18 protein-coding genes are annotated in these 19,965 nt (G+C 60.1%); 13 read left to right on the forward strand and 5 right to left on the reverse strand.

Annotation, left to right across the window (positions count from 1 at the left end; all coding sequences use genetic code 11):
- Nucleotide 1: 1 nt before the first annotated feature.
- The 13 genes from trxB to yidC all read left to right on the forward strand — a co-directional run bounded on the left by trxB (nucleotide 2) and on the right by yidC (nucleotide 13,062).
- Nucleotides 2-931 carry a thioredoxin-disulfide reductase gene (trxB, locus tag J5W70_RS01200; RefSeq protein ID WP_022396025.1) on the forward strand — a complete coding sequence of 310 codons (930 nt, stop codon included), beginning with the start codon at nucleotides 2-4 and terminating at the stop codon, nucleotides 929-931.
- A gap of 69 nt (nucleotides 932-1,000) precedes the next feature.
- Nucleotides 1,001-2,380 carry an L-serine ammonia-lyase gene (locus tag J5W70_RS01205; protein WP_022396024.1) on the forward strand — a complete coding sequence of 460 codons (1,380 nt, stop codon included), beginning with the start codon at nucleotides 1,001-1,003 and terminating at the stop codon, nucleotides 2,378-2,380.
- Nucleotides 2,381-2,481: 101 nt separating this feature from the next.
- On the forward strand, nucleotides 2,482-3,171 hold the full coding sequence (locus J5W70_RS01210) for a hypothetical protein (RefSeq protein ID WP_022396023.1): 690 nt from the start codon (nucleotides 2,482-2,484) through the stop codon (nucleotides 3,169-3,171).
- Nucleotides 3,172-3,326: 155 nt separating this feature from the next.
- Nucleotides 3,327-4,337, forward strand: a complete 1,011-nt coding sequence (locus J5W70_RS01215) for an aspartate-semialdehyde dehydrogenase (RefSeq protein ID WP_022396022.1) — start codon at nucleotides 3,327-3,329, stop codon at nucleotides 4,335-4,337.
- A gap of 37 nt (nucleotides 4,338-4,374) precedes the next feature.
- Nucleotides 4,375-5,271, forward strand: a complete 897-nt coding sequence (locus J5W70_RS01220) for a polyprenyl synthetase family protein (protein ID WP_022396021.1) — start codon at nucleotides 4,375-4,377, stop codon at nucleotides 5,269-5,271.
- A gap of 15 nt (nucleotides 5,272-5,286) precedes the next feature.
- Nucleotides 5,287-6,150: a carboxylating nicotinate-nucleotide diphosphorylase gene (nadC, locus tag J5W70_RS01225; RefSeq protein WP_022396020.1), complete on the forward strand. Its 864-nt coding sequence runs from the start codon at nucleotides 5,287-5,289 to the stop codon at nucleotides 6,148-6,150.
- Between the two features lie 20 nt (nucleotides 6,151-6,170).
- Nucleotides 6,171-6,809: a pyridoxamine 5'-phosphate oxidase gene (pdxH, locus tag J5W70_RS01230; RefSeq protein WP_022396019.1), complete on the forward strand. Its 639-nt coding sequence runs from the start codon at nucleotides 6,171-6,173 to the stop codon at nucleotides 6,807-6,809.
- A complete protein-coding gene (locus J5W70_RS01235) occupies nucleotides 6,806-7,642 on the forward strand; it encodes a D-hexose-6-phosphate mutarotase (protein WP_022396018.1) in 837 nt (278 codons plus the stop codon). The genes pdxH and J5W70_RS01235 overlap by 4 nt, the downstream gene beginning before the upstream one ends.
- Nucleotides 7,643-7,925: 283 nt before the next feature.
- Entirely contained in the window at nucleotides 7,926-10,037 is a 2,112-nt protein-coding gene (locus J5W70_RS01240; RefSeq protein WP_102726373.1) for a glutamine synthetase III family protein, read from the forward strand.
- A 210-nt stretch (nucleotides 10,038-10,247) separates the two neighbouring features.
- Entirely contained in the window at nucleotides 10,248-10,433 is a 186-nt protein-coding gene (rpmH, locus tag J5W70_RS01245) for a 50S ribosomal protein L34 (protein WP_012420297.1), read from the forward strand.
- A 62-nt stretch (nucleotides 10,434-10,495) separates the two neighbouring features.
- Nucleotides 10,496-10,867 (forward strand): ribonuclease P protein component, encoded by a 372-nt coding sequence (gene rnpA / locus J5W70_RS01250; protein ID WP_180970901.1) that lies wholly within the window; start codon nucleotides 10,496-10,498, stop codon nucleotides 10,865-10,867.
- Entirely contained in the window at nucleotides 10,864-11,112 is a 249-nt protein-coding gene (yidD, locus tag J5W70_RS01255) for a membrane protein insertion efficiency factor YidD (RefSeq protein ID WP_022396015.1), read from the forward strand. The genes rnpA and yidD overlap by 4 nt, the downstream gene beginning before the upstream one ends.
- 54 nt (nucleotides 11,113-11,166) lie before the next feature.
- The gene (gene yidC, locus J5W70_RS01260) at nucleotides 11,167-13,062 is read left to right on the forward strand and encodes a membrane protein insertase YidC (protein ID WP_022396014.1); all 1,896 of its coding nucleotides are present in this window, start codon (nucleotides 11,167-11,169) and stop codon (nucleotides 13,060-13,062) included.
- A gap of 864 nt (nucleotides 13,063-13,926) precedes the next feature.
- Here yidC and ispF read toward each other — a convergent pair.
- Genes ispF through J5W70_RS01285 form a run of 5 tightly spaced genes read right to left on the reverse strand, consistent with a single transcriptional unit; the run spans nucleotide 13,927 to nucleotide 19,948 of the window.
- Nucleotides 13,927-14,436, reverse strand: a complete 510-nt coding sequence (gene ispF / locus J5W70_RS01265) for a 2-C-methyl-D-erythritol 2,4-cyclodiphosphate synthase (protein WP_022396012.1) — start codon at nucleotides 14,434-14,436, stop codon at nucleotides 13,927-13,929.
- A gap of 26 nt (nucleotides 14,437-14,462) precedes the next feature.
- Nucleotides 14,463-15,227: an inositol monophosphatase family protein gene (locus tag J5W70_RS01270; protein WP_215832673.1), complete on the reverse strand. Its 765-nt coding sequence runs from the start codon at nucleotides 15,225-15,227 to the stop codon at nucleotides 14,463-14,465.
- Between the two features lie 30 nt (nucleotides 15,228-15,257).
- Nucleotides 15,258-17,048 (reverse strand): transglycosylase domain-containing protein, encoded by a 1,791-nt coding sequence (locus J5W70_RS01275; protein ID WP_022396010.1) that lies wholly within the window; start codon nucleotides 17,046-17,048, stop codon nucleotides 15,258-15,260.
- Nucleotides 17,049-17,072: 24 nt separating this feature from the next.
- Nucleotides 17,073-19,505, reverse strand: coding sequence for a tetratricopeptide repeat protein (locus J5W70_RS01280; protein ID WP_102731863.1), 2,433 nt, complete (start codon nucleotides 19,503-19,505; stop codon nucleotides 17,073-17,075).
- The gene (locus J5W70_RS01285) at nucleotides 19,502-19,948 is read right to left on the reverse strand and encodes an ExbD/TolR family protein (protein WP_022396008.1); all 447 of its coding nucleotides are present in this window, start codon (nucleotides 19,946-19,948) and stop codon (nucleotides 19,502-19,504) included. The genes J5W70_RS01280 and J5W70_RS01285 overlap by 4 nt, the downstream gene beginning before the upstream one ends.
- Nucleotides 19,949-19,965: the final 17 nt, after the last annotated feature.

Raw genomic sequence — 19,965 nt, forward strand, 5'->3', positions numbered from 1 at the left:
TATGAGCGAACAAGTCATTATCATCGGCGCAGGCTGCGCAGGCTACACGGCGGCCATTTACACCGCCCGCGCCAATCTCTCTCCGCTTCTCATTACGGGCTCCCAGATCGGCGGACAGCTGACCACCACCACGGAGGTGGAAAATTTCCCGGGCTTTCCGGACGGCGTGATGGGGCCGGACCTGATGTTCCTGATGCAGCAGCAGGCGGAAAAGTTCGGCACCCGGTTTGCGTATGAGGACGTCAAGAGCGTCATCAGGGATGAAGCCACCGGGCTGTTCACCGTGAAGACCAGCGGCCAGAATTACGAAGCCCGCAGCATCATCGTGGCTACGGGAGCTTCCGCCCGCTACCTGGGCATTCCGGGAGAGGAAGGGCTGGTAGGCCACGGCCTCACCGCCTGCGCTACCTGTGACGGAGCCTTTTACCGGGACGTGCCCGTGTGCGTGGTGGGCGGCGGAGACAGCGCCTGTGAAGAAGCCATGTTCCTGACGCGCTTCGCCTCCAGAGTGTACCTGATCCACCGCCGCGACACGCTCCGCGCCTCCAAAATCATGGCGGAGCGCACGCTGTCCAATGAAAAGATTTTCCCCATGTGGAATTCCACCATCGTGAGCTACAAGACGGACGACAAGGGAGAACTGGAAGCCGTCATGCTGAAGGACCTGGTGGAAGGGGATGTAACGGAACTGCCGGTCAAGTGCGTCTTCATGGCAATCGGCCACACGCCGAACACGTCTTTCCTGGGGGATCTGGTAGACCGGGACGACGCCGGCTACATCATCCGGGAACCCGGCCTGATGGCGACCAAGACGCCGGGCCTGTTCGCCGCCGGAGACGTGGCGGACCCTCACTACCGCCAGGCCATTTCCTCCGCCGGCATGGGCTGCGGCGCCGCCATTGAAGCGGAACGCTACCTGCTGGGGCTGTAAGCCCATCTTCCGGAACGGGGCGGAGTTTCCGCGGGAAATTCCGCCCCGCCCCGCTACAGGAAAACGGACATGCACCATTACAGCATTTTTGAGCTTTTCAGCATCGGGATAGGCCCATCCTCCTCCCATACCGTAGGCCCCATGCGGGCGGCGCACCGTTTTCTGGAACAGATACGCCATTCCCCCCGGCTGCCGGAAATTACGGGCATCCGCTGTGAATGCTACGGCTCCCTGGCGGCCACCGGCCACGGGCACGGCACGGACACGGCCATCATGCTGGGCCTGCTGGGGGAAGAGCCCCACACGGTGGAGCCGCGCAGCATTCCCGGAAAAATCGCCCGCCTGCACCAGCAGGAAACGCTACCTGTCACGGAGGAAAAAACCGTCCGTTTCTCCCCCACCCGCGACCTGGACCTTTCCCACTACCAGCCTCTGCGCCTGCACCCGAACGGGATGCTGTTCACCGCAGTCAACCAGGAGGGAGAACCGGTGGAAGACGCCGTGTTTTATTCCACGGGGGGCGGCTTCGTCGCTTCCGAGCAGGAGCTTCTGCATCCGGAGGAACCGGACCGGGAGCCGTTCCCCCTCCCCTATGAATCCGCGGAAGAACTGCTGCGCATGGCGGATGAACGGGAATGCCCCCTCTCCTCCATCGTCATGGCCAATGAATGCGCCCTGCTTCCGGAACGGGAAGTCCGTGAAAAGTTGAACCTGATCTGGGCCACCATGAAGCAGTCCATTTCCAGCGGCATGAGCGCGCGCGGCAACCTGCCGGGCGTCCTGCAAGTGCCCCGCCGCGCCAAGACGCTCCGCAAATCCCTTCTGGTGCATGGAGAATCGGCCCTGAAAGACCCTCTCTCCATCATGGACTGGATCAACCTGTACGCCATTGCCGTGAGTGAGGAAAACGCGGCCGGCGGCCGCATCGTCACCGCCCCCACCAACGGAGCGGCGGGGATTGTTCCGGCGGTTCTCAACTACGCCACCAAATTCTGCGTTTCACCGTATCCGGACGCCGTGCATCGCTTCCTGCTCACCGCGGGTGGCATCGCCATCCTGTACAAGAAAAACGCCTCCATCTCCGGCGCGGACGTCGGCTGCCAGGGGGAGGTGGGCGTGGCCTGCTCCATGGCCGCGGCCGCGCTTGCGGAGTACCTGGGAGGAACGCCCCACCAGGTGGAAAACGCCGCGGAAATAGGCATGGAACACAATCTGGGCCTCACCTGCGACCCGATCGCTGGGCTCGTCCAGATACCCTGCATTGAACGCAACGCCATCGCCGCCATCAAGGCCATCAACGCCGCCCGCATTGCCCTGGGCGGCACGGGCGCCCACTTCGTCCCTCTGGACAAGGTCATCCGCACCATGCTGGACACCGGAAGGGACATGCAGTCCAAATACAAGGAGACTGCCCAGGGCGGCCTGGCCGTGAACGTGGTGAATTGCTAAAGGGAAACGGAAATCATCCCATGGGATTCCATGTGCGTCTGTTCCGGTAAAAAACACTCCGGCGGGTTGACAGACACGGGGAGCAAAGGTAGGGTGCGGGCATGTTTTCACGCCTTTTTCTCGCTCTGGCCCTGCTGGCGGGCGGCACGGGACTGTCCCATGCCGTCCACGTCGTCATGTGCGGCGGTCCCGCCCTCAGACAATGGGAAGGACTGAGAATACAGCCTGACAGGCATGACAACTGGTGGGCCAACTTTGTAAGGGCCTCCACCATCCGCATCGCCCAGATCCAGCAGAAGGACCCCTCCGCCAGAATCACCTGGATCGTTTACCGTCCGGGCTATGCGACACGGGGAAGGGAGGACGGCAAGCCCTATACCCGCTGGATTGCCGACCTGGCTTCCAAGTACAAGATCAAGCTCGTCTGGGTGGACAGCGCGGACCAGGCCATCCGGGCGCTGAATTCCTCCCCGCGCTTCCGCGGAGACTTCGTGGAATCCTTCTACTACTTCGGCCATTCCAACTGTTTTGCGTGGATGCTGGACTACGGCAACAACATCATGGCCGTCTCCACGGAATGGATTCACGAAACAGACCTGAACCGCATCCGCCGGGACATTTTCACCCCGCGGTCCGACTGCTGGAGCTTCGGCTGCTACACGGGGGCCAGCATGTCCGGCTGGTGGAAGCGCATCGTGGGCGTTCCCCTCTGGGGCAACACGGAATCCACCCGCTACGGCCCTGTCTCCGACGGCAGGCTGCCGGAAGGCGTGGGCAAATGGGTTAAATAGGCATGTAATAGTTAACAGTGAATAGTTAATATTGTTTATACCTTGCATATTGACCTGCGCTGTTCATCTGTTGCCGATCCCGTATTGCCTTTCCGGGAAAAAACCTTTATCATCATACCCATGCGGACCGAATTCCGCCATTTTCTGACACAACCATGAACCAAGCACCCCATGTTGCCATCGTCGGCGCCACCGGAGCGGTGGGCGTTGAGATCCTGTCCTGCCTGGAAACACGCAACTTTCCCGTAGGCTCCCTGAAGCTTCTGGCCTCCGCCCGGTCCGCCGGAAAACAGGTCGCCTTCCGGGGAGAAATGCTGACTGTGGAAGAATTGACGGAAAAATCCTTTGACGGCGTGGACATCGCCCTGTTCAGCGCAGGCGGCGGCATTTCCCTGAAGTTCGCCCCCATTGCCGCGGCCGCGGGCTGCGTGGTCATCGACAATTCCTCCGCCTTCCGCCAGGACCCGGACGTGCCCCTGGTGGTGCCGGAAATCAACCCGGAAGCGGCCCTCAACCACCCCCGCAACATCATCGCCAACCCTAACTGCACCACCATCATTACGCTGATGGCCCTCTTCCCCCTGCACCAGCGCTTCGGGCTGAAAACCGTCATCGCCTCCAGCTACCAGGCGGTTTCCGGAAGCGGGCAGCACGGCATTGCGGAACTGGAATCCCAGGTGCGCGCCGTGGTGGACGGCCATCCCGTGGTGAAAAACGTTTATCCGCACCAGATCGCCTTCAACCTTCTTCCCCAGATCGACTCCTTCACGGAAAGCGGCTACACGAAAGAAGAGCTTAAAATGCTCAATGAAGGCCGCAAAATCCTTTCCCTTCCCGACCTCAAGGTGACGTGCACCTGCGTGCGCGTGCCCGTGTACCGCTCCCATTCCATTTCCGTGACTGCCCAGTTTGAGCAGCCCGTGGATGTGGAAACGGCCCGGCGCGCCTATGACGGAAAACCCGGAGTCGCCGTGATGGACAATCCCTCGGAAGGCGTGTGGCCCACCCCGCTGGACAGCACCAACGGGGACACCTGCTACGTGGGGCGCATGCGCATGGACATGGCGATCGACAATGCCCTGACCCTCTGGGTCGTGGGCGACCAGGTCCGGAAAGGGGCAGCCCTGAACGCCGTACAGATTGCGGAACTTCTGGTCGGCCGCTGAATTATATCTACTATCCCCGCACCCATTCCTTAACGTCATGTGTGAAGAACAATCCCTGAACGACTACATTACAGAACAGTGCGCCTTGATTGACGCCGCGCTGGACAGGCTTCTGCCCGCAGAGGACGAAAGTCCTGAAACCATCCACAAGGCCATGCGCTACAGCATGTTCGCGGGCGGCAAGAGAATGCGCCCCGTGCTCTGCCTGGCGGCCGCGGAAGCCTGCGGCGGTCTGGCGGTGAACGCCCTGGTGCCCGCCTGCGCCGTGGAAATGATGCACACGTATTCCCTTATTCATGACGACCTGCCGGCCATGGACAATGACGACCTGCGCCGCGGCAAGCCCACCAGCCACAAGGCCTTCGGGGAAGGGGTAGCCATTCTGGCGGGAGACGCCCTGCTGACGGAAGCCTTTGCCGTGATCGCCCAGGTGGACGACACGGAACGCTACACTGTCCGGGATTACGTCCGGGAACTGGCGGCTACCGGCGGCAGCACGATGCTCATCGGCGGCCAGATTCTGGACCTGGAAGGGGAGCACAAGCAGCTCTCCGAACCGGAAGTGCGCGCCGTGTACGAAGGGAAGACGGCGGCCCTGCTGACCACGGCCCTCCGCTTCGGCGCCATGTCCGCGAACGCCACGGAAGCCCAGTTGGAAGCCGTCACGGACTTCGGCTACAACCTTGGCCTCGCCTTCCAGGTAATTGATGACATTCTGGACCTGACCGCCTCCACGGAAAAGCTCGGCAAGACCGCCGGCAAGGACGTGAACGCCCAGAAATCCACCTGCCCGGCCCTGATAGGCATGGACGGAGCCCGTTCCGAAGCGAAATGCCGCACCCAGGCGGCCCTGGACGCCCTGATGATCTTCCCGGAAGAACGCCGCACCCGCCTGGTGGAACTGGCCAACTATCTCCTCAACCGCGAATATTAAGCCGCATTTTCTTTCATGCCCGCAGAAACCGTATCCGACAACGTGGAAACCCTGATCAATCTGGCGCTGGCCGAAGACTTCGGCCCCGGGGATGTGACTTCCACATACTTCGTCCCGGAACACCTGACCGCCAGAGCCATTCTGACGCCCCGGAAAAAGGGCGTTCTTTCCGGCGTCAACGTGGCGGCGGAAGTCTTCCGCAAGGTGGACCCCTCCCTGAAGGTGGAAGTCTACCTGCATGACGGGGAGGCCGTGGCGCCCGGCGCCGTGGTGATGCTCATTGAAGGGTCCGCCCGCTCCATCCTGGGAGCGGAACGCACCGCGCTCAACTTCATCCAGCGCCTTTCCGGCGTAGCCACGCTCACCAGGAAATACGTGAAGGCCGTTTCCCACACCAGCGCCCGCATCCTGGACACCCGCAAGACCACTCCCGGCTACCGCCTGCTGGAAAAGGCAGCCGTGGCCCACGGCGGAGGCACCAACCACCGCATGGGCCTTTATGACCGCGCCATGGTGAAGGACAACCACCTGATGACGGACGGCAACACGGAACACCTCCAGCAGTGCATCAACAGGCTGCGCGCGGAAAAGCCCGGCGTGGAAATCCAGCTGGAAGCGGACACCCTGGAACAGGTGGAAGCCTTCCTCAAGCTGGAAGGAGTGGACCACATCCTTCTGGACAACATGACGCCGGAGATGCTGAAGCAGGCCGTCGCCATGCGCGGCGACCGCGCCACGCCCCTGATGGAAGCCAGCGGGGGCGTCAACCTGGACACGGTGGCCGCCATTGCGGAATCCGGCGTGGACTTCGTTTCCGTGGGCTACGTCACCCACTCCGCCCCCTCCCTGGACCTGGGGCTGGATTTCAGCGTGGAATAACACTTACCTTTCACCCTATCATGGACCTGTCCAATTTCAGAGAAGAATACCTCAAGGGCCAGCTTCACAGAAAAGACCTGGCGGAAAACCCCTTTGAACAATTCCAGACCTGGTTTGAACAGGCCTTGAAAGCGGACATTCCGGAACCCAACGCCTTTTCCCTGGCTACGGTGAACGCCCACGGCAGGCCCTCCCTGCGTACGGTGCTGCTCAAATACTTTGACCAGACAGGCTTCGTCTTTTTCACCAACTACGGCAGCCACAAGGCCCATGACATTGAAGAAAACCCGCAGGTCTGCATGATGCTGCCATGGGTGATGCTGGAACGCCAGGTCATCATTTACGGGAAGGCCGTCAAGGTTTCCCGCGCGGAATCCCTGAAATACTTCCTCACCCGTCCCAAGGAATCCCAGCTCGGCGCGTGGGTCTCTCAGCAAAGCTCCGTCATCTCCGGAAGAAAACTGCTGGAAATGAAGCTGATGGAGCTGAAAAACAAATTCTCCAAGGGAGAAATCCCCCTGCCCTCCTTCTGGGGCGGCTACCGGATCATTCCGGACACCTTTGAATTCTGGCAGGGCGGCCCCGGCCGCGTTCACGACCGCTTCATGTACAAGCTCCAGGAAAACGGTTCCTGGACGATCGAACGCCTCCAGCCATGATTACCCGGCGAGCAACAGACCAGGGAGTTGCTTTCCTGGACGTGGAAACACCGCTCTGTACAGCCACCCTGTGCCTGCAAGGGGCGCACCTCACGTCATGGAAGCCGGAGGGGCAGGAAGAATGCCTCTTCCTTTCCCCCAATGCGGTCTTTGCGCCCGGCAAAGCTATCCGCGGCGGCATTCCCGTCTGCTGGCCCTGGTTCGGTCCGCGAAAGGGCGAACCGTCCCACGGCGTGGCGCGCACCTCGGAATGGCGCCTCCATCACCAGGAGACGGACAAGCGGGGGAACGCCCTGCTTTCCCTGGCCTTCTATCCGGAAGACGAATCCTACCCCGCCGCCATCCTGCGCCTGGCGCTGGGCCGCACGCTGGCCATGAAGCTGGAAACCACCGCCCGCATGCAGCCCTGCAAGCTCACGGAAGCCTTTCACAACTACTTTGCCGTCGGCAACCTGACCAAATGCCGCGTACACGGGCTGGACGACGTACCGTTCCGGGAAGAAGCGCCCCAGCCCATGAAGCACGGAGAACGCCCGCTGGCCCCCCTGGGGTGCCTGGACCGCGTTTACGACTGCCCGGCCTGTTCCGGGAAAATCGTGCTGGAAGACTTCGTGCTGAACCGCGCCATCACCGTGGAGCGGGACCACGCCTCTTCCGTCATCATCTGGAACCCGGGACAGCAGGGAGCCGGAAACATGGCGGATCTGGGCGCGGAATCCTGGAACAAATTCCTGTGCGTGGAAATGGGCAATGCCGGTTCCCGCTGCATTCCCCTCGCCTCCGGACAATCCCACACCCTGTGCCAGAAAATCACGGTGGGACCGCTGGAATAGCAGGCATTCCCCCTCCCTTCCGCCTCCGGATGAACGGACGGCTGGCAGGAAACCCCATGCGCGGGGAATGACCTCCCAGGCCGTTCCGTACCGCTTCCGGACAGGGGAGCATGAAGAACGGCAGCCTTTCCGTCCTTCCCTTCAAAAGGTGAAATTGGACTCCTCCGGAACTTTTGTTCCCTGAATCATCCCTCCGTGGAGCTCTCCGGCAGGATTCGGCTTGCAAAAACCCCCCTTTTAAGGTTTGGTAGATTCCGAGCCTTTTGGCGCGTTCCCTACCAAGATGCATACAAACCCACCTTCCGATGTTGGCAATGCCGCAACCTTCATTGCGGAAATTTACGGTCAGGATGTCTTCAACATGGAGACCATGCGCAACTACCTGCCCCGTCCCGTCTACAAGAAACTGCTGGCTACCATCCGCAAGGACGAAAAGCTGGACCCGGACATTGCCAATGAAGTGGCCCAGGCCATGATGACGTGGGCTCTGGAAAAGGGCGCCAGCCATTACACCCACTGGTTCCAGCCCCTCAACGGAAGCACGGCGGAAAAGCATGACTCCTTCGTGGACGTGGACCCGGAAGGAAACCTGGAACTCAAATTCTCCGGAAAGAGCCTGGTTCAGGGCGAGCCGGACGCCTCCAGCTTCCCCTCCGGCGGCCTCCGCGCCACCTTTGAAGCCCGCGGCTACACTGCCTGGGATCCCACCAGCCCCGCCTTCATCAAGCGCACGGAAAACGGCGCCACCCTCTGCATCCCCACCGCCTTCTGCTCCTATAAGGGACAGGCGCTGGACAAAAAGACTCCCCTTCTCCGCTCCATGACCGCCGTCACCCGCCAGGCCAGGCGCCTGCTGTCCTGCTTCGGCGGCCCGTCCAACATCCACGTCAGCGCCGATCTGGGCGCGGAGCAGGAATACTTCCTGGTGGACAAGCAGCTTTACGCCCTGCGCCCGGACCTGATGATGTGCGGCCGCACCCTCTTCGGCAACGTCCCCCCCAAGCACCAGCAGATGGAAGACCACTACTTCGGCTCCATCAAGGACCGCGTGCTGGAATTCATGGTGGACGTGGACGAAGCCCTCTGGAAACTTGGCATTCCGGCCAAAACGCGCCACAATGAAGTTGCGCCCGGCCAGTTTGAAATTGCGCCCATCTTTGAAAGCCAGAACCTGGCCGTGGACCACAACATGCTGGTCATGGAAGTGCTCCGCAAGACCGCCAACAAGCATGACATGGTCTGCCTGCTGCATGAAAAGCCCTTCTCCGGCATGAACGGCTCCGGCAAGCACAACAACTGGTCCCTCTCCGCCCCCGGTTACGGCAGCCTGCTCAACCCGGGTTCCAGCCCGCAGGAAAACGCCATCTTCCTCACCCTGCTCTGCGCCACGATCAAGGCCGTGGACGAACACGCGGACCTGCTGCGCGCCTCCGTCGCCAAATCCGGCAACGAACACCGCCTGGGCGCCCATGAAGCGCCTCCGGCCATCATCTCCATCTTTCTGGGGGATCTGCTGGATGAAATCATTGAGCAAATTGAAAAGGGCGGCACCAAAAAGGCGTGCACCCAGAAAACCATCAACATCGGCGTGGATACCCTGCCCATGTTCCCTCTGGACGCCTCCGACAGGAACCGCACCAGCCCCTTCGCCTTCACGGGCAATAAATTCGAATTCCGCGCCGTAGGCTCCTCCCAGACCTGCGCCTGGCCCATGACGGTGCTCAACACCATCGTGGCGGAAAGCCTGGATGAAATCTGCACCATCCTGGAACCTGTCAAGGACAAGCCGGAGGAATTCCATGCCACGCTGAACAAGCTGCTTCAGAACATCATCAAGAAGCACAAGCGCATCCTTTTCAGCGGAGACGGCTACGGAGAAGCCTGGATTGAAGAAGCGGAACGCCGCAAACTGCCCAACGTTCCCGGCACCATTGAAGCCCTGGCCGCGCTGGAAACGCCCAAGGCCAAGGCCCTCTTTGAAAAATACAAGGTGGTCAGCCCCGTGGAGCTCCACGCCCGCCATGAAATCCAGACGGAAATCTTCCACAAGGAAATCAGCATTGAAGCGGAAACCGCCCTTCTGATGGTGGAAACCCTCTACATCCCCGCCGTGACGGAACAGCTCACGCAGCTCACCACCGCCATCGCCCAGATGAAAGCCGCCGGAATCAAGGCGGGCATGAAAGCCACCGCGGACCGCGCCAACCAGATCGGCACGCTGCTGGACCTTCTCCCCACCCAGGTGCAGGAACTCCGCCGCGCCGTGGACAAAGCCGAGACAAAGGTCATCCAGACGGGCATGGACAATCTGAGAAGCACCATCGACATGCTGGAAAGCCTGACGGACGCAGACCTGTGGCCCGTTCCCACCTATGCGGAACTGCTCTTTCTGTAAAACAAAGGGCTCCCTCCGGAACAGAAAATAACTGGCTATCAACCATAAACATCACTTATTCCAGTACCTTCCCCAAGAAAAAGGGCAAATTAATCGCCTGACGGATTGACAAAACAGCCAAAATAGTTATCCTTTCCGTCCGGTTGTGCATAGGCCGCTTAGACGGACGGCACTGAATCTAGTAATTCACAAGAAGCATCTTTCAACATCATGAGCAAGAGGACTTATCAACCATCCAAGCGTTGCCGCAAGCGTCAGTTCGGATTCCGTGCACGCATGGCTACCAAGAACGGAGCAGACATCATTCGCCGCCGCCGCGCCAAAGGCCGCAAGCGCCTGCTTCCCAAGGGAGCCGAAATCCAGTACAAGCGCCATACCATCCAGCACGGCCGTTAATTCAGCCGCCAGGACTTGGTTAACGCCTCCTTGGAACTTTTTCACGGGCCGACCCGCGGGAGATGCGTCTTACTCGTCAACAAAGCATGACCAGGGCATTCCAATTTGCCCGGGTGCGCAACGAGGGACCATCCGTAGCAGGTCGGCTTATTGTTTTAAGTGCAGCCCCGCTGGAACATCCGGAGGAACCCTCCAAATTCGGCATCATCTGCACGAAAAAAATCGGCTGCGCCGTCGTCCGCAACAAGCTGCGGAGACGCGTACGGGAAATCCTGAGGGCGCACGGAGCCCCCTTTGAACACGGCGTGCACCTGGTGTGCGTCCTCCGCTGGCGGGCCGTGGAAGCCAGCTATGCAGACCTGGAGCGGGACTGGCAGAAAGCCGCCCGCAAGCTCAAACTTCAACTTCTTTCCCGGGAACAAGACAAAGCATGATGAAATGGCTGCTCATTGCCCTGGTACGGGGCTACCAAACCTTCATCAGCGCCCCCCTGCATGCGCTGGGGGGCCCCGGCAGCGGCTGCCGCTATACTCCCTCCTGTTCCCAGTACTTCATCCAGGCCGTCCGGGTCCATGGAGCCTGGCGCGGCTTTCTTCTTGGCTCATGGCGCATTTTAAGATGCAACCCGTGGGGCGGTTCAGGGTATGATCCTGTGCCTCCGGCCCGCACGCCGCATTAAATTACCTTTCTCTCCCCTCCCTCTCAACCAACTTCAATCAAGCTATATCACATTATGGATCGCACAGCATGGATCGTCATAGGCGTTTGCGCCGCCCTTCTGGGCCTGAACATTTACATGGGCAACAATAAAAAGGAAGAGCCCGTCCCCGCCGCCCCGGCTCCCGTCCAGCAGACGGCCGCCGCTCCGGCAAGCGTCCCGGCTCCCGGAGCACAGGCGCCCGCCGCTCCCAGCGCCCCGGAACAGCCTTCCGTCAACAAGGCCCTTGAAGAAGACAAGACCAGCCCGATCACGCTGACGGCCACGCAGGAAGCGGACGGCAAGCAGGAACCCTTCATCACGTACACCTTCAACCGCATCGGCGGCTCCATCGGCGCCGTTACCCTCCACAACGACATTGTGGACTCCCAAAAAGTCGCGGACCACAACATCACCATCAACGAAGCCCAGCAGAGGGGCATTGGCGAGCTTGTCTTCAACATGGACGCCACCCAGGACCCGTCCTATGACAACACCGTGTACAAGGAAGTCAGCCGCACGGCGGACTCCGTCACCCTGGAGGGCTATGATCCCGCACGGCAGCTCTTCATCTCCAAGACCTACACCCTGCACCCCGTCAAGAATCTGGAAGGAAAAGTACTGCCCGGCAGCAAGTACCTCATCCGCCTGACCGTCTCCCTGCTCAACAAATCCTCCAACGTCCAGGATCTGCGCTACATGGGCATCTTCGGCGGCAGCGCCTACCCCATCGCCAAGAGTGAACCGAAGGACACCTACACCCACTTCTTCTACCATGCGGACGGTTCCCTGGAACAGGAAGTGCCCTCCTATTTCACGGGCGGCTTTTTCAGCACCGCAAAGGCCCGCGTCCTGGAAGGCCCCTTGCAGGACCTGACCTATGCCGGCGTGATGAGCCAGTACTACGCCACCATTCTTCTTCCCCAGAACGAGTCCAAGGGCTCCACCGTGTACGCCACCCGCCAGGAATTCCCGCTGGCGCATGAAAACAACACACTGGTGCCCGGCGTCACCGTAGCCATGGGCATCCCCAACCTGACCATGGCGCCCAACGAAATAAAGACGCTCACCTACGACATCTACACCGGTCCCAAATTCAACGCCTACCTGCGCGACCTGAACCTCACCTACCCCGCCATCAGCGACATCATGGCGTACGGCTGGCTCGTCTTCCTGAGCGTGCCGATGAACTGGCTGCTCAACCTCTTCCACGGATGGTTCGGAAACTGGGGCGTGGCCATCATCTGCATGACCATCGTCGTCCGCGCGCTCATCTGGCCGCTGCACAAGAAATCCTACATGGCCATGAAGCGCATGTCCCTGGTTCAGCCGGAGATGGCCAAGCTTAAGGAAAAATATCCGGACGACCCCCAGAAGGTGAACATGGAGATGATGAAGCTGTACCAGAAATACGGCATCAACCCTGCCAGCGGCTGCGTGCCCATGCTCATCCAGATCCCCATCTTCTTCGCCTTCTACCGCGTGCTCCAGTATTCCGCGGAGCTGAGGGGCCAGCCCTTCTGCCTGTGGATGACGGACCTGTCCCTGCCCGACACCGTAGGCCACCTGTTCGGCATCCCGATCAACATCCTGCCTCTCATCATGGCCGTGACCATGATTGTCCAGATGCGGATGACCCCGCAGGCGGGCGAACGCTCCCAGCGCATCATCATGAACCTGATGCCCCTGATGTTCTTCCTGTTCTGTTATAACTTCGCTTCCGCCCTGGCCCTGTACTGGACCACGCAGAACCTGATTTCCATCGGCCAGACGGCCCTCATCCGCCGCCTGCCCATGCCCGTGCTCTCCGCCGCCAAAAAGAAGAAGCCCGGCTTCTTCCAGAGGATGATGGACCAGCAGCGCGTGGCCCTGGAGGAACAGCAGCGCAAGGCCAAGGGCCGCAACATGCGCAACATAACGCCCAAGAAGTAGGGGCGCGCCTTTACTCTCTCTTCCCTGCAAGTGCGGCTGTTCACACGGCCGCACTTTTTTATTGGGGCGGATGATGGAAAGAAAATCCCCCTATGACAAGCGCTGGAAGAAAAGGGAAATTTCCATACGGCAGCCCCTCAAAAAAACCGGACCCCTCCACTCGGAGAAGCCCGGTTTTCCTCGTCATATATTCTTTGTGTAGCTAATTGGAGCGGCCCGGCAGAAAATGCCAAACACCCACCAGAATCAACTTAGCGAATTTGGAATCCGGTATGGATTCCATAGCTGGAAATACTGCCCTTCGCTATGCTCCAAAACGGTCCAAATTGACGCTCCGCCAATATTTCTTCCATCTCCTATTCACAGCCGCATATCGCCCCGGGAGACAGGGCATCCCGGTCCTGATGGACCGCCTGTGGAGAGGCCCGGGGGCTATTGGATAAGAAGCTTCCGCTGCGCTACAGAAAGAGTTTCAACAACGAAAGGAGGGAGCCTTCCGTTCCCAGGCGCCGGAACCGCAAAACCGCCCTCCATCAATATTCCACCGTTCCCTTTCACAGCCGCATACCGTCCGGGAGACAGGGTACCCGGCCCTGATGGCTACCGCCGCCGAAGTGTAAAGACGGTTATTAATGATTGCCGGAACGAAAAGAAAGCCCGTCACATCAAGAACTCCCTATGGCAATTCCCAGGATATTGGCAAGTTCAATCCCCTGAAAACGTTTTTCTTTCAGTTTTGTAGGCTTGACTCCGGATTCCAAATCCGTCTGCCGCTCTAAAGCCTGAACCCCAGCCTGCGGCACAGCCGCCCCCACACCCCTTCTAAAAAAAGAGCCCAAAAAAGGAAATATGGCAGACGTCTTCTTACGGCGCAGTCAAATCTTCCGGCATCAGAATAGCCGCCACGGCAAAGGCGGCGATGCCTTCCCGGCGGCCCAGGGCGCCGAGCTGTTCATTGGTGGTGGCTTTCACTCCCACGCGCGCCGGGGAGATGCCCAGGGCACTTCCCAGGGCTCCCTTCATCTGTTCCAGATAGGGGGAGATGCGCGGAGCTTCCGCAATCAGGGAGGAATCCACATTCACCACGCGGCCGCCGCGCTCACGAATCAGGGAAACGGCCTTCGCCACGATGTCCAGGGAAGAAATATCTTTGCAGCCAGGGTCTCCCGGCGGGAACCAGTAGCCGATGTCCGGCAACCCGGCCGCACCCAGCAGCGCGTCTGCAATGGCGTGGCACAAAACGTCCGCATCGGAATGGCCGTCCAGCCCGCGGGCGGAAGGAATGTGCACGCCGCCCAGCATCAGGGGACGCGGAGCTTCCGCAAAACGGTGGATATCATATCCCAGCCCGGTCAGTGCAATCATGTCTTTCATACAATACTGCGGCAATGTCGTTCAAGTTATTCGTCCAGAGCTTCCATGATCGGAATGCGGCCGTTCCAGGCGACGATGGCGAATTGTTCCGGATTGTCCTCCTTCGGTTCCAGGACAACCTTCCCTCCCGCAGCTTCCACCAGCAGAACCCCGGCGGCGATGTCCCAGATGGAAATGACGCTTTCCACATAGGCGTCAAACCTGCCGCAGGCAATATACGCCAGAGCCAGGGCCGCGGAACCGTTGTTGCGCACCTTGCGTACCTGCCAGGCGATTTTTGCGAAGCGTTCGATTCCTTTTTCCTTGGAACCGTCCGTCTTGCCGTGTCCCACGAACACCACGGCCTCCGCCATCTTTTCCCGGCGGCTGCAATGCATGGGATGGTCATTCATGTACGGAATGCCTCCCTTTTCCACATGCCAGCATTCGTCCATCATGGGATCATAAATCACGCCCAGCACTATTTCCCCGCGGCGGCGCAGGGCGATGGAGACGCAGAACCAGGGAATGGTGTAAAAGTAGTTCACCGTCCCGTCAATAGGGTCCACAATCCATTCATATTCACTGTTGCGGTCTCCGGTATACCCTTCCTCGCCCAAAACGGCGTGGGCGGGGAACACGGAGAGGATTTCCTCCGTAATCAGTTTCTGGGAGAGCTTGTCCAGCTCCAGCTTGATGTCGTTCTGGCTGGCTTCATCCACCTTCTTCTGGTCGTAAAAATGCTTTTTCAGGAAGGCTCCGGCGGATTTGGCGGCCAGGATGGCCGCGGTCATTTCAGGTGAGTGGTTCATGATATTCTATTAATGGAAAATTGGATGCCATCAGGTGTCCTGCTCCGCAGGAGCTTCCTTCTCCCGGCGCTCCCGGACGGCTTTGCGACGGTTTTCCTCCGCCCGGTCATACACTTCCCCGGCCAGCGCGGCGGAGGTCTTCGCCAGTGCGGAGGCAACGCCCTTCTTTTTATAGACGGCTTCATCCGGCTCGTCGAAGCCCACCCAGACAAAGACCGTGAAATAACGCCCCATGACGGCGGAGAAATGCCCCGTGTTTTCCGGCAGCCTGACATTGACGGACGTCTTCCTGGAGCGTTCGTCGTAACGGAAGGGAGGAAGGGCCGCTACCAGGTGGGCGGATTCCCGCGGCAGGATTTCCCGGCGGCTTTCTTCCGGAGAGGGAGCGTTCACCATCACCAGATTTTTCTTGGTGGTGCCCACCTGCCTGACGGAGGAAATCTGCACGTTGCGCCCGTCGTTGCCGATGAGGTACAGCGCATTGACGGCATGCGAGAGAGGCGCGCGGAACCTGCCGGCATACAAATCCGGGGAACGCGGAAGGTCCCCCTTGTACCCGGCCTTCTGCGCCGTTTCTATCACCGTATTGAACCCTACCCCGCGCCCGGTCACTTCAGGACTGCTGCGAATAACAGTCCTGCGCTGGTCCACGGCGCACAGGTTGACGACGGGAGTAAACAGGTCGCCGGGCATCACCATCGTCTGCCACCGGTCCACGCCGTCCAGCGCAGAGCGCCCCCCCGTCACGGCCAGCAGGTCCCCTTTGCGGGAATCCACGCACAGCACGGCTGCCTGCACGCAATTCTTCAACTGGTTGTCCACTCTCCTGGGCAGTCCGGCCCACACGGGGGAAGCTTCCAGCGCGGTCAGCGCAGGCTCGCTTATTTCCTCCACCATCCGCTGGAATTCCAAATCCAGCGTAGTCATTACAAAAATGCTGGAAGTTCCCTCCTGCTCGTCGCAGCAGTCCAGGTCACTCAGCTCACGGGAAATGACCAGGATGGGATAGGAGCCGGGACGCGCTTCCCGTTCTCCCGCCACCGTCATCGGTTCGCGGGACGCCTGCCATAGTTGTTCCTGGGTGATGAATTCGCACTCAAACATCCTTTCCAGCGTCGCGTTGCGCACCTTGACGGCCGCCTCCGGACTGTAAACCGGGTTGTAAATGGAAGGTCCGCGCACCAGCCCGGCCAGCGTGGCGCATTCCGCCAGCGTCAGGTCCGCCACTTTTTTGCCGAAGTACAAATCCGCCGCCTGCACAATGCCGTAGCACTGCTGTCCGAAGTAGATGCGGTTCAGGTAGGCCGTCAGAATTTCATCCTTGGAGTATTTGCCTTCTATGCGGCGCGCCACGGCCATTTCCAGAACCTTGCGGTCCAGGGTCTTCCCCCCCAGTTCATAGCAATTCCGCGCCAGCTGCATCGTGATGGTGGAAGCCCCCTGCGCATAGGACAGCGTGGTCAGGTTCCGGCAAATGGAGCGGATGATGGAGGAATACACGATTCCTCCGTGATCGAAAAAGGCTTCGTCCTCCCGGGCAATGAAGGCATTCACCAGGTTGTCAGGCAGTTCATTGCGGGCCACATACACCCGGTCGTGGTCCGTCAGGGTGCCTATCCACTGGCCGTTGCGGTCATACGCGGCGCAATTTTCCAGGGGGGCCAGCACCTCGTCCAGTTCATACTGGTCCGCCCTCCAGGCGTAAACGAGCAGGACGATGATGAAGGCAATAGGAATGAGGCCCAGCCACAGCAGCAGACGGCCCAGATTGCGCGGCAGCAATCCGAACAGATCATACCATCTTTTACGCCTGTTCTCCATTCCGGTTCCGATCCTTGGGGACGCCTAGCGGGCATCCGGGGGCAGTGATTCGTCATCCTGCTTCCAATCCGGGAACTCCTTCTGCAGGCGCGCCCGGTACTGGGAAGCCTCCGACTTGCGGCCAGCCTTGTCCAGCGCTTCCGCCGCCTTGAACAGGGCCTTGGGTTTCAATTCGGCGTCATTGACGAACAACTCGGCCGTGACGCCGTAATACTTGGCTGCTTCATCAAACTTTTTCTCCGCATAGGAAATGTCCCCCAGAACAATTTTCAGGGAGGCCATCAGGGGGCCTTCCACTCCCAGGGCCAGCGCTTCCTCCGCCGTCTTCCGGGCGTCCGCGTACTTGCCCAGCCCCAGCAGGATGGAGGCCTTGTCCAGCATGCCGTCCGCACGGCGGTAGGGCTGGTCCTCATCCTTCAGGAAGTTGTTGGAAGCCACCAGGGCGCGGTCATACTTCTTGAGCGCCAGGCGCACCTTCGCCAGGTTGCGCCAGATCACCTTCTTCACATTTTGAAGCTGGTCGTTCTGCGTAGCCCAGGTCATGTACTTGTCCGCCGTTTCCAGGTCCTTCATGCCATAGGCCTGAAGGCCCAGCCATGCGGGGATGACGTCCGGCACGCGGGCCACGGCGGAGGGGTTTTCCTTTTGCAGGGTTTCCAGGGCCTCCTTCAATTTATTCACGTCCTGGAGCTTGTGATAGGACAGAACGGAAAGCACATTGACCTGTTCCCCGTACTTCTGGGGGTCCAGCGTCTTGGCTTCCGCCATGTGGCTGATGGAGGACTTGAAGTCTCCCTGGTCAAACGCCGCACGCCCCAGCAGGAAATGAGCTTCCGCCAGAGCGGCGGGGGACGCCTTCGGGAAATTCTGAATCAGGCCTTCATAATACTTGGCCATGTTCACCATATCCTGGCGGCCCGCATAAATCTGGGCGGCCCGCTGCCACGCGGCGGCGGCGGATTCCGCCTTCGGCCAGCGAGCGATCACCCGGTCAAAATCCATCAGGGCCTCCGCTTCCTTCTTGGTCTTGGCGTACATGTCCCCGCGCAGGGTCAGCGCCTCGCAAATGCGCGGGTCCCGCGGGAAATCGTTGATGAAATCCGTCAGCAGTTTGGCGGCCACGCCCCGGTTCCCGGCCTGGGCGATCGCCCACGCGCTCTTGTACAGGATATCCGCGCGCATCCTGGGGGGCACCTTGTCAAAATCAATGCTGGCGTAAAACCGGGCGGCATCCGCCGGATTGGTGTTGAACAGGTTCTCCGCGGCCATCAGGCGCACCATGTCGTGCAGTTCGCTGGTCGGAAAGGCCTTGGCGTAATGGTTCAGAAAGCTCTGTGCCCGCTGGGGAAGGTCCTTCTGCTTGAGTTCATTATAGCACAGCAGACGGTAAAAGGAGGCCTGCATGGCTTCCTGCGTATAGGGAACGGCCTTTTCCGCCTCCAGGAAGAAATCCGCCGCCTTCTGGTACTCCTTCAGCTTGTAGGCAGACTGGCCCAGAAGCATCAGCAGGCGCACCTGGCCGTCCTTGGTCGGCATCTTCATGTCCTTCTGCTGCTCGTGCTGGGAAAGGATCTCCTTGTACTTGCCCATGTTGTACAGCCCCAGCAGCAGCCCCATGCGGGCTTCCGGCGCCATTTCCTTCAGGGATTCGTCCTTCAAAAGCCGTTCATAAAGGTTCTGGGCCTCCGCGGTCTTTTTCAGCCTGGTTGCCAGCATGGCGGCCTGAAGGGTGGCGATGCCCCGGTTCCTGTCATCCACGCCTGGCGTTTCCAGCACCTTGCGGTATTCGGAATAGGCTTCACCCAGACGGCCCGTATCCGCACACAGGGCGGCATACCCCATCCGGGACACCAAAACAAATTTCGCATCCGCTTCCGGATTGCCTATCACCGCGCAGAACATGGTGGCGGCGGCGTCCGGATTCCCGCTGGCAAGAAACAGACGTCCCAGGCGGTACTGGGCGTCCACTTTCAAATCATTCTGTTCCGCATTGCGGACCACGAGCTGGTAATACTGGATAGCCTTGTCCGTTTCCCCGGCAGCGGAGGCATCCGTCGCCAGGCGGTAGGCGGAAGCGGCAACCAGAGCCGGGCCGCCCGTCTGGGTCAGCCTGCGGAACAGGGTGTGCGCGTCCTCCTTCCTGCCGAGCTCCTCCAGGCACATGGCGGCGCGGTACTCCGCCAGGGGAGCCTGGGCGGACTGGGGGAAACGCTGGGCAAATTCAAGATACTTGCGCAGGCTCAAATCAAGCAGGCGGCCATATTCCTGCCGGTTCGCCTTCGTCGCCGGTTCCTGGGCCTGCTTGTACAGCATGTCCGCCATGTCCAGGGAATCCTGCTCCGGATTGGCGACCAGCGGACCGTCCGCAATGGGAGCGGCGTCCGGAATGTTTTCCTGCGCGGCGGCGAACGCCGCCAAAGTCATTAAACCTGCATTGATGAAAAATAATGCTTTCATGAAGCCTGGGGGTTGGGAACATTGACGGAAGAGGGAGCCGGAGGCCGCGTGGAGAAGGAAACATTGTTCAGCCCGGCCTTCAGGCAGGCGTCCATCACATGCACCACCACGCCGGATTCCGCCTTCTCATCCACGCGGATGCGGACGAGCATGGTTTTATCCAGCCGGGCGACGGAAAGAAGCTTGTCCTCCAGCTGCGGCATGGTATACGCCTGGCGGTTGATCACCACGGTGCCGTCCTTCCGGATATTCACGATGATTTCATTGGAAACGTTTTCACCGGGCTTGGGAGTCTCCGCGGAGGGGAGGTTGATGGAAAGGTCCGGCTCGTCATCCTCAAACGTCTGGGTCACGATGAAAAACACCAGCAGCAGAAACACGATGTCCAGCATGGGCGCGAGCTGGAACCCGATGGGGCTGGGCATTTTATAGTGGAATTTCATACGTTCTTCCGGTGTGG

Origin of the sequence: Akkermansia massiliensis (assembly GCF_018847375.1) — a bacterium.
GTDB lineage: Bacteria > Verrucomicrobiota > Verrucomicrobiia > Verrucomicrobiales > Akkermansiaceae > Akkermansia > Akkermansia massiliensis.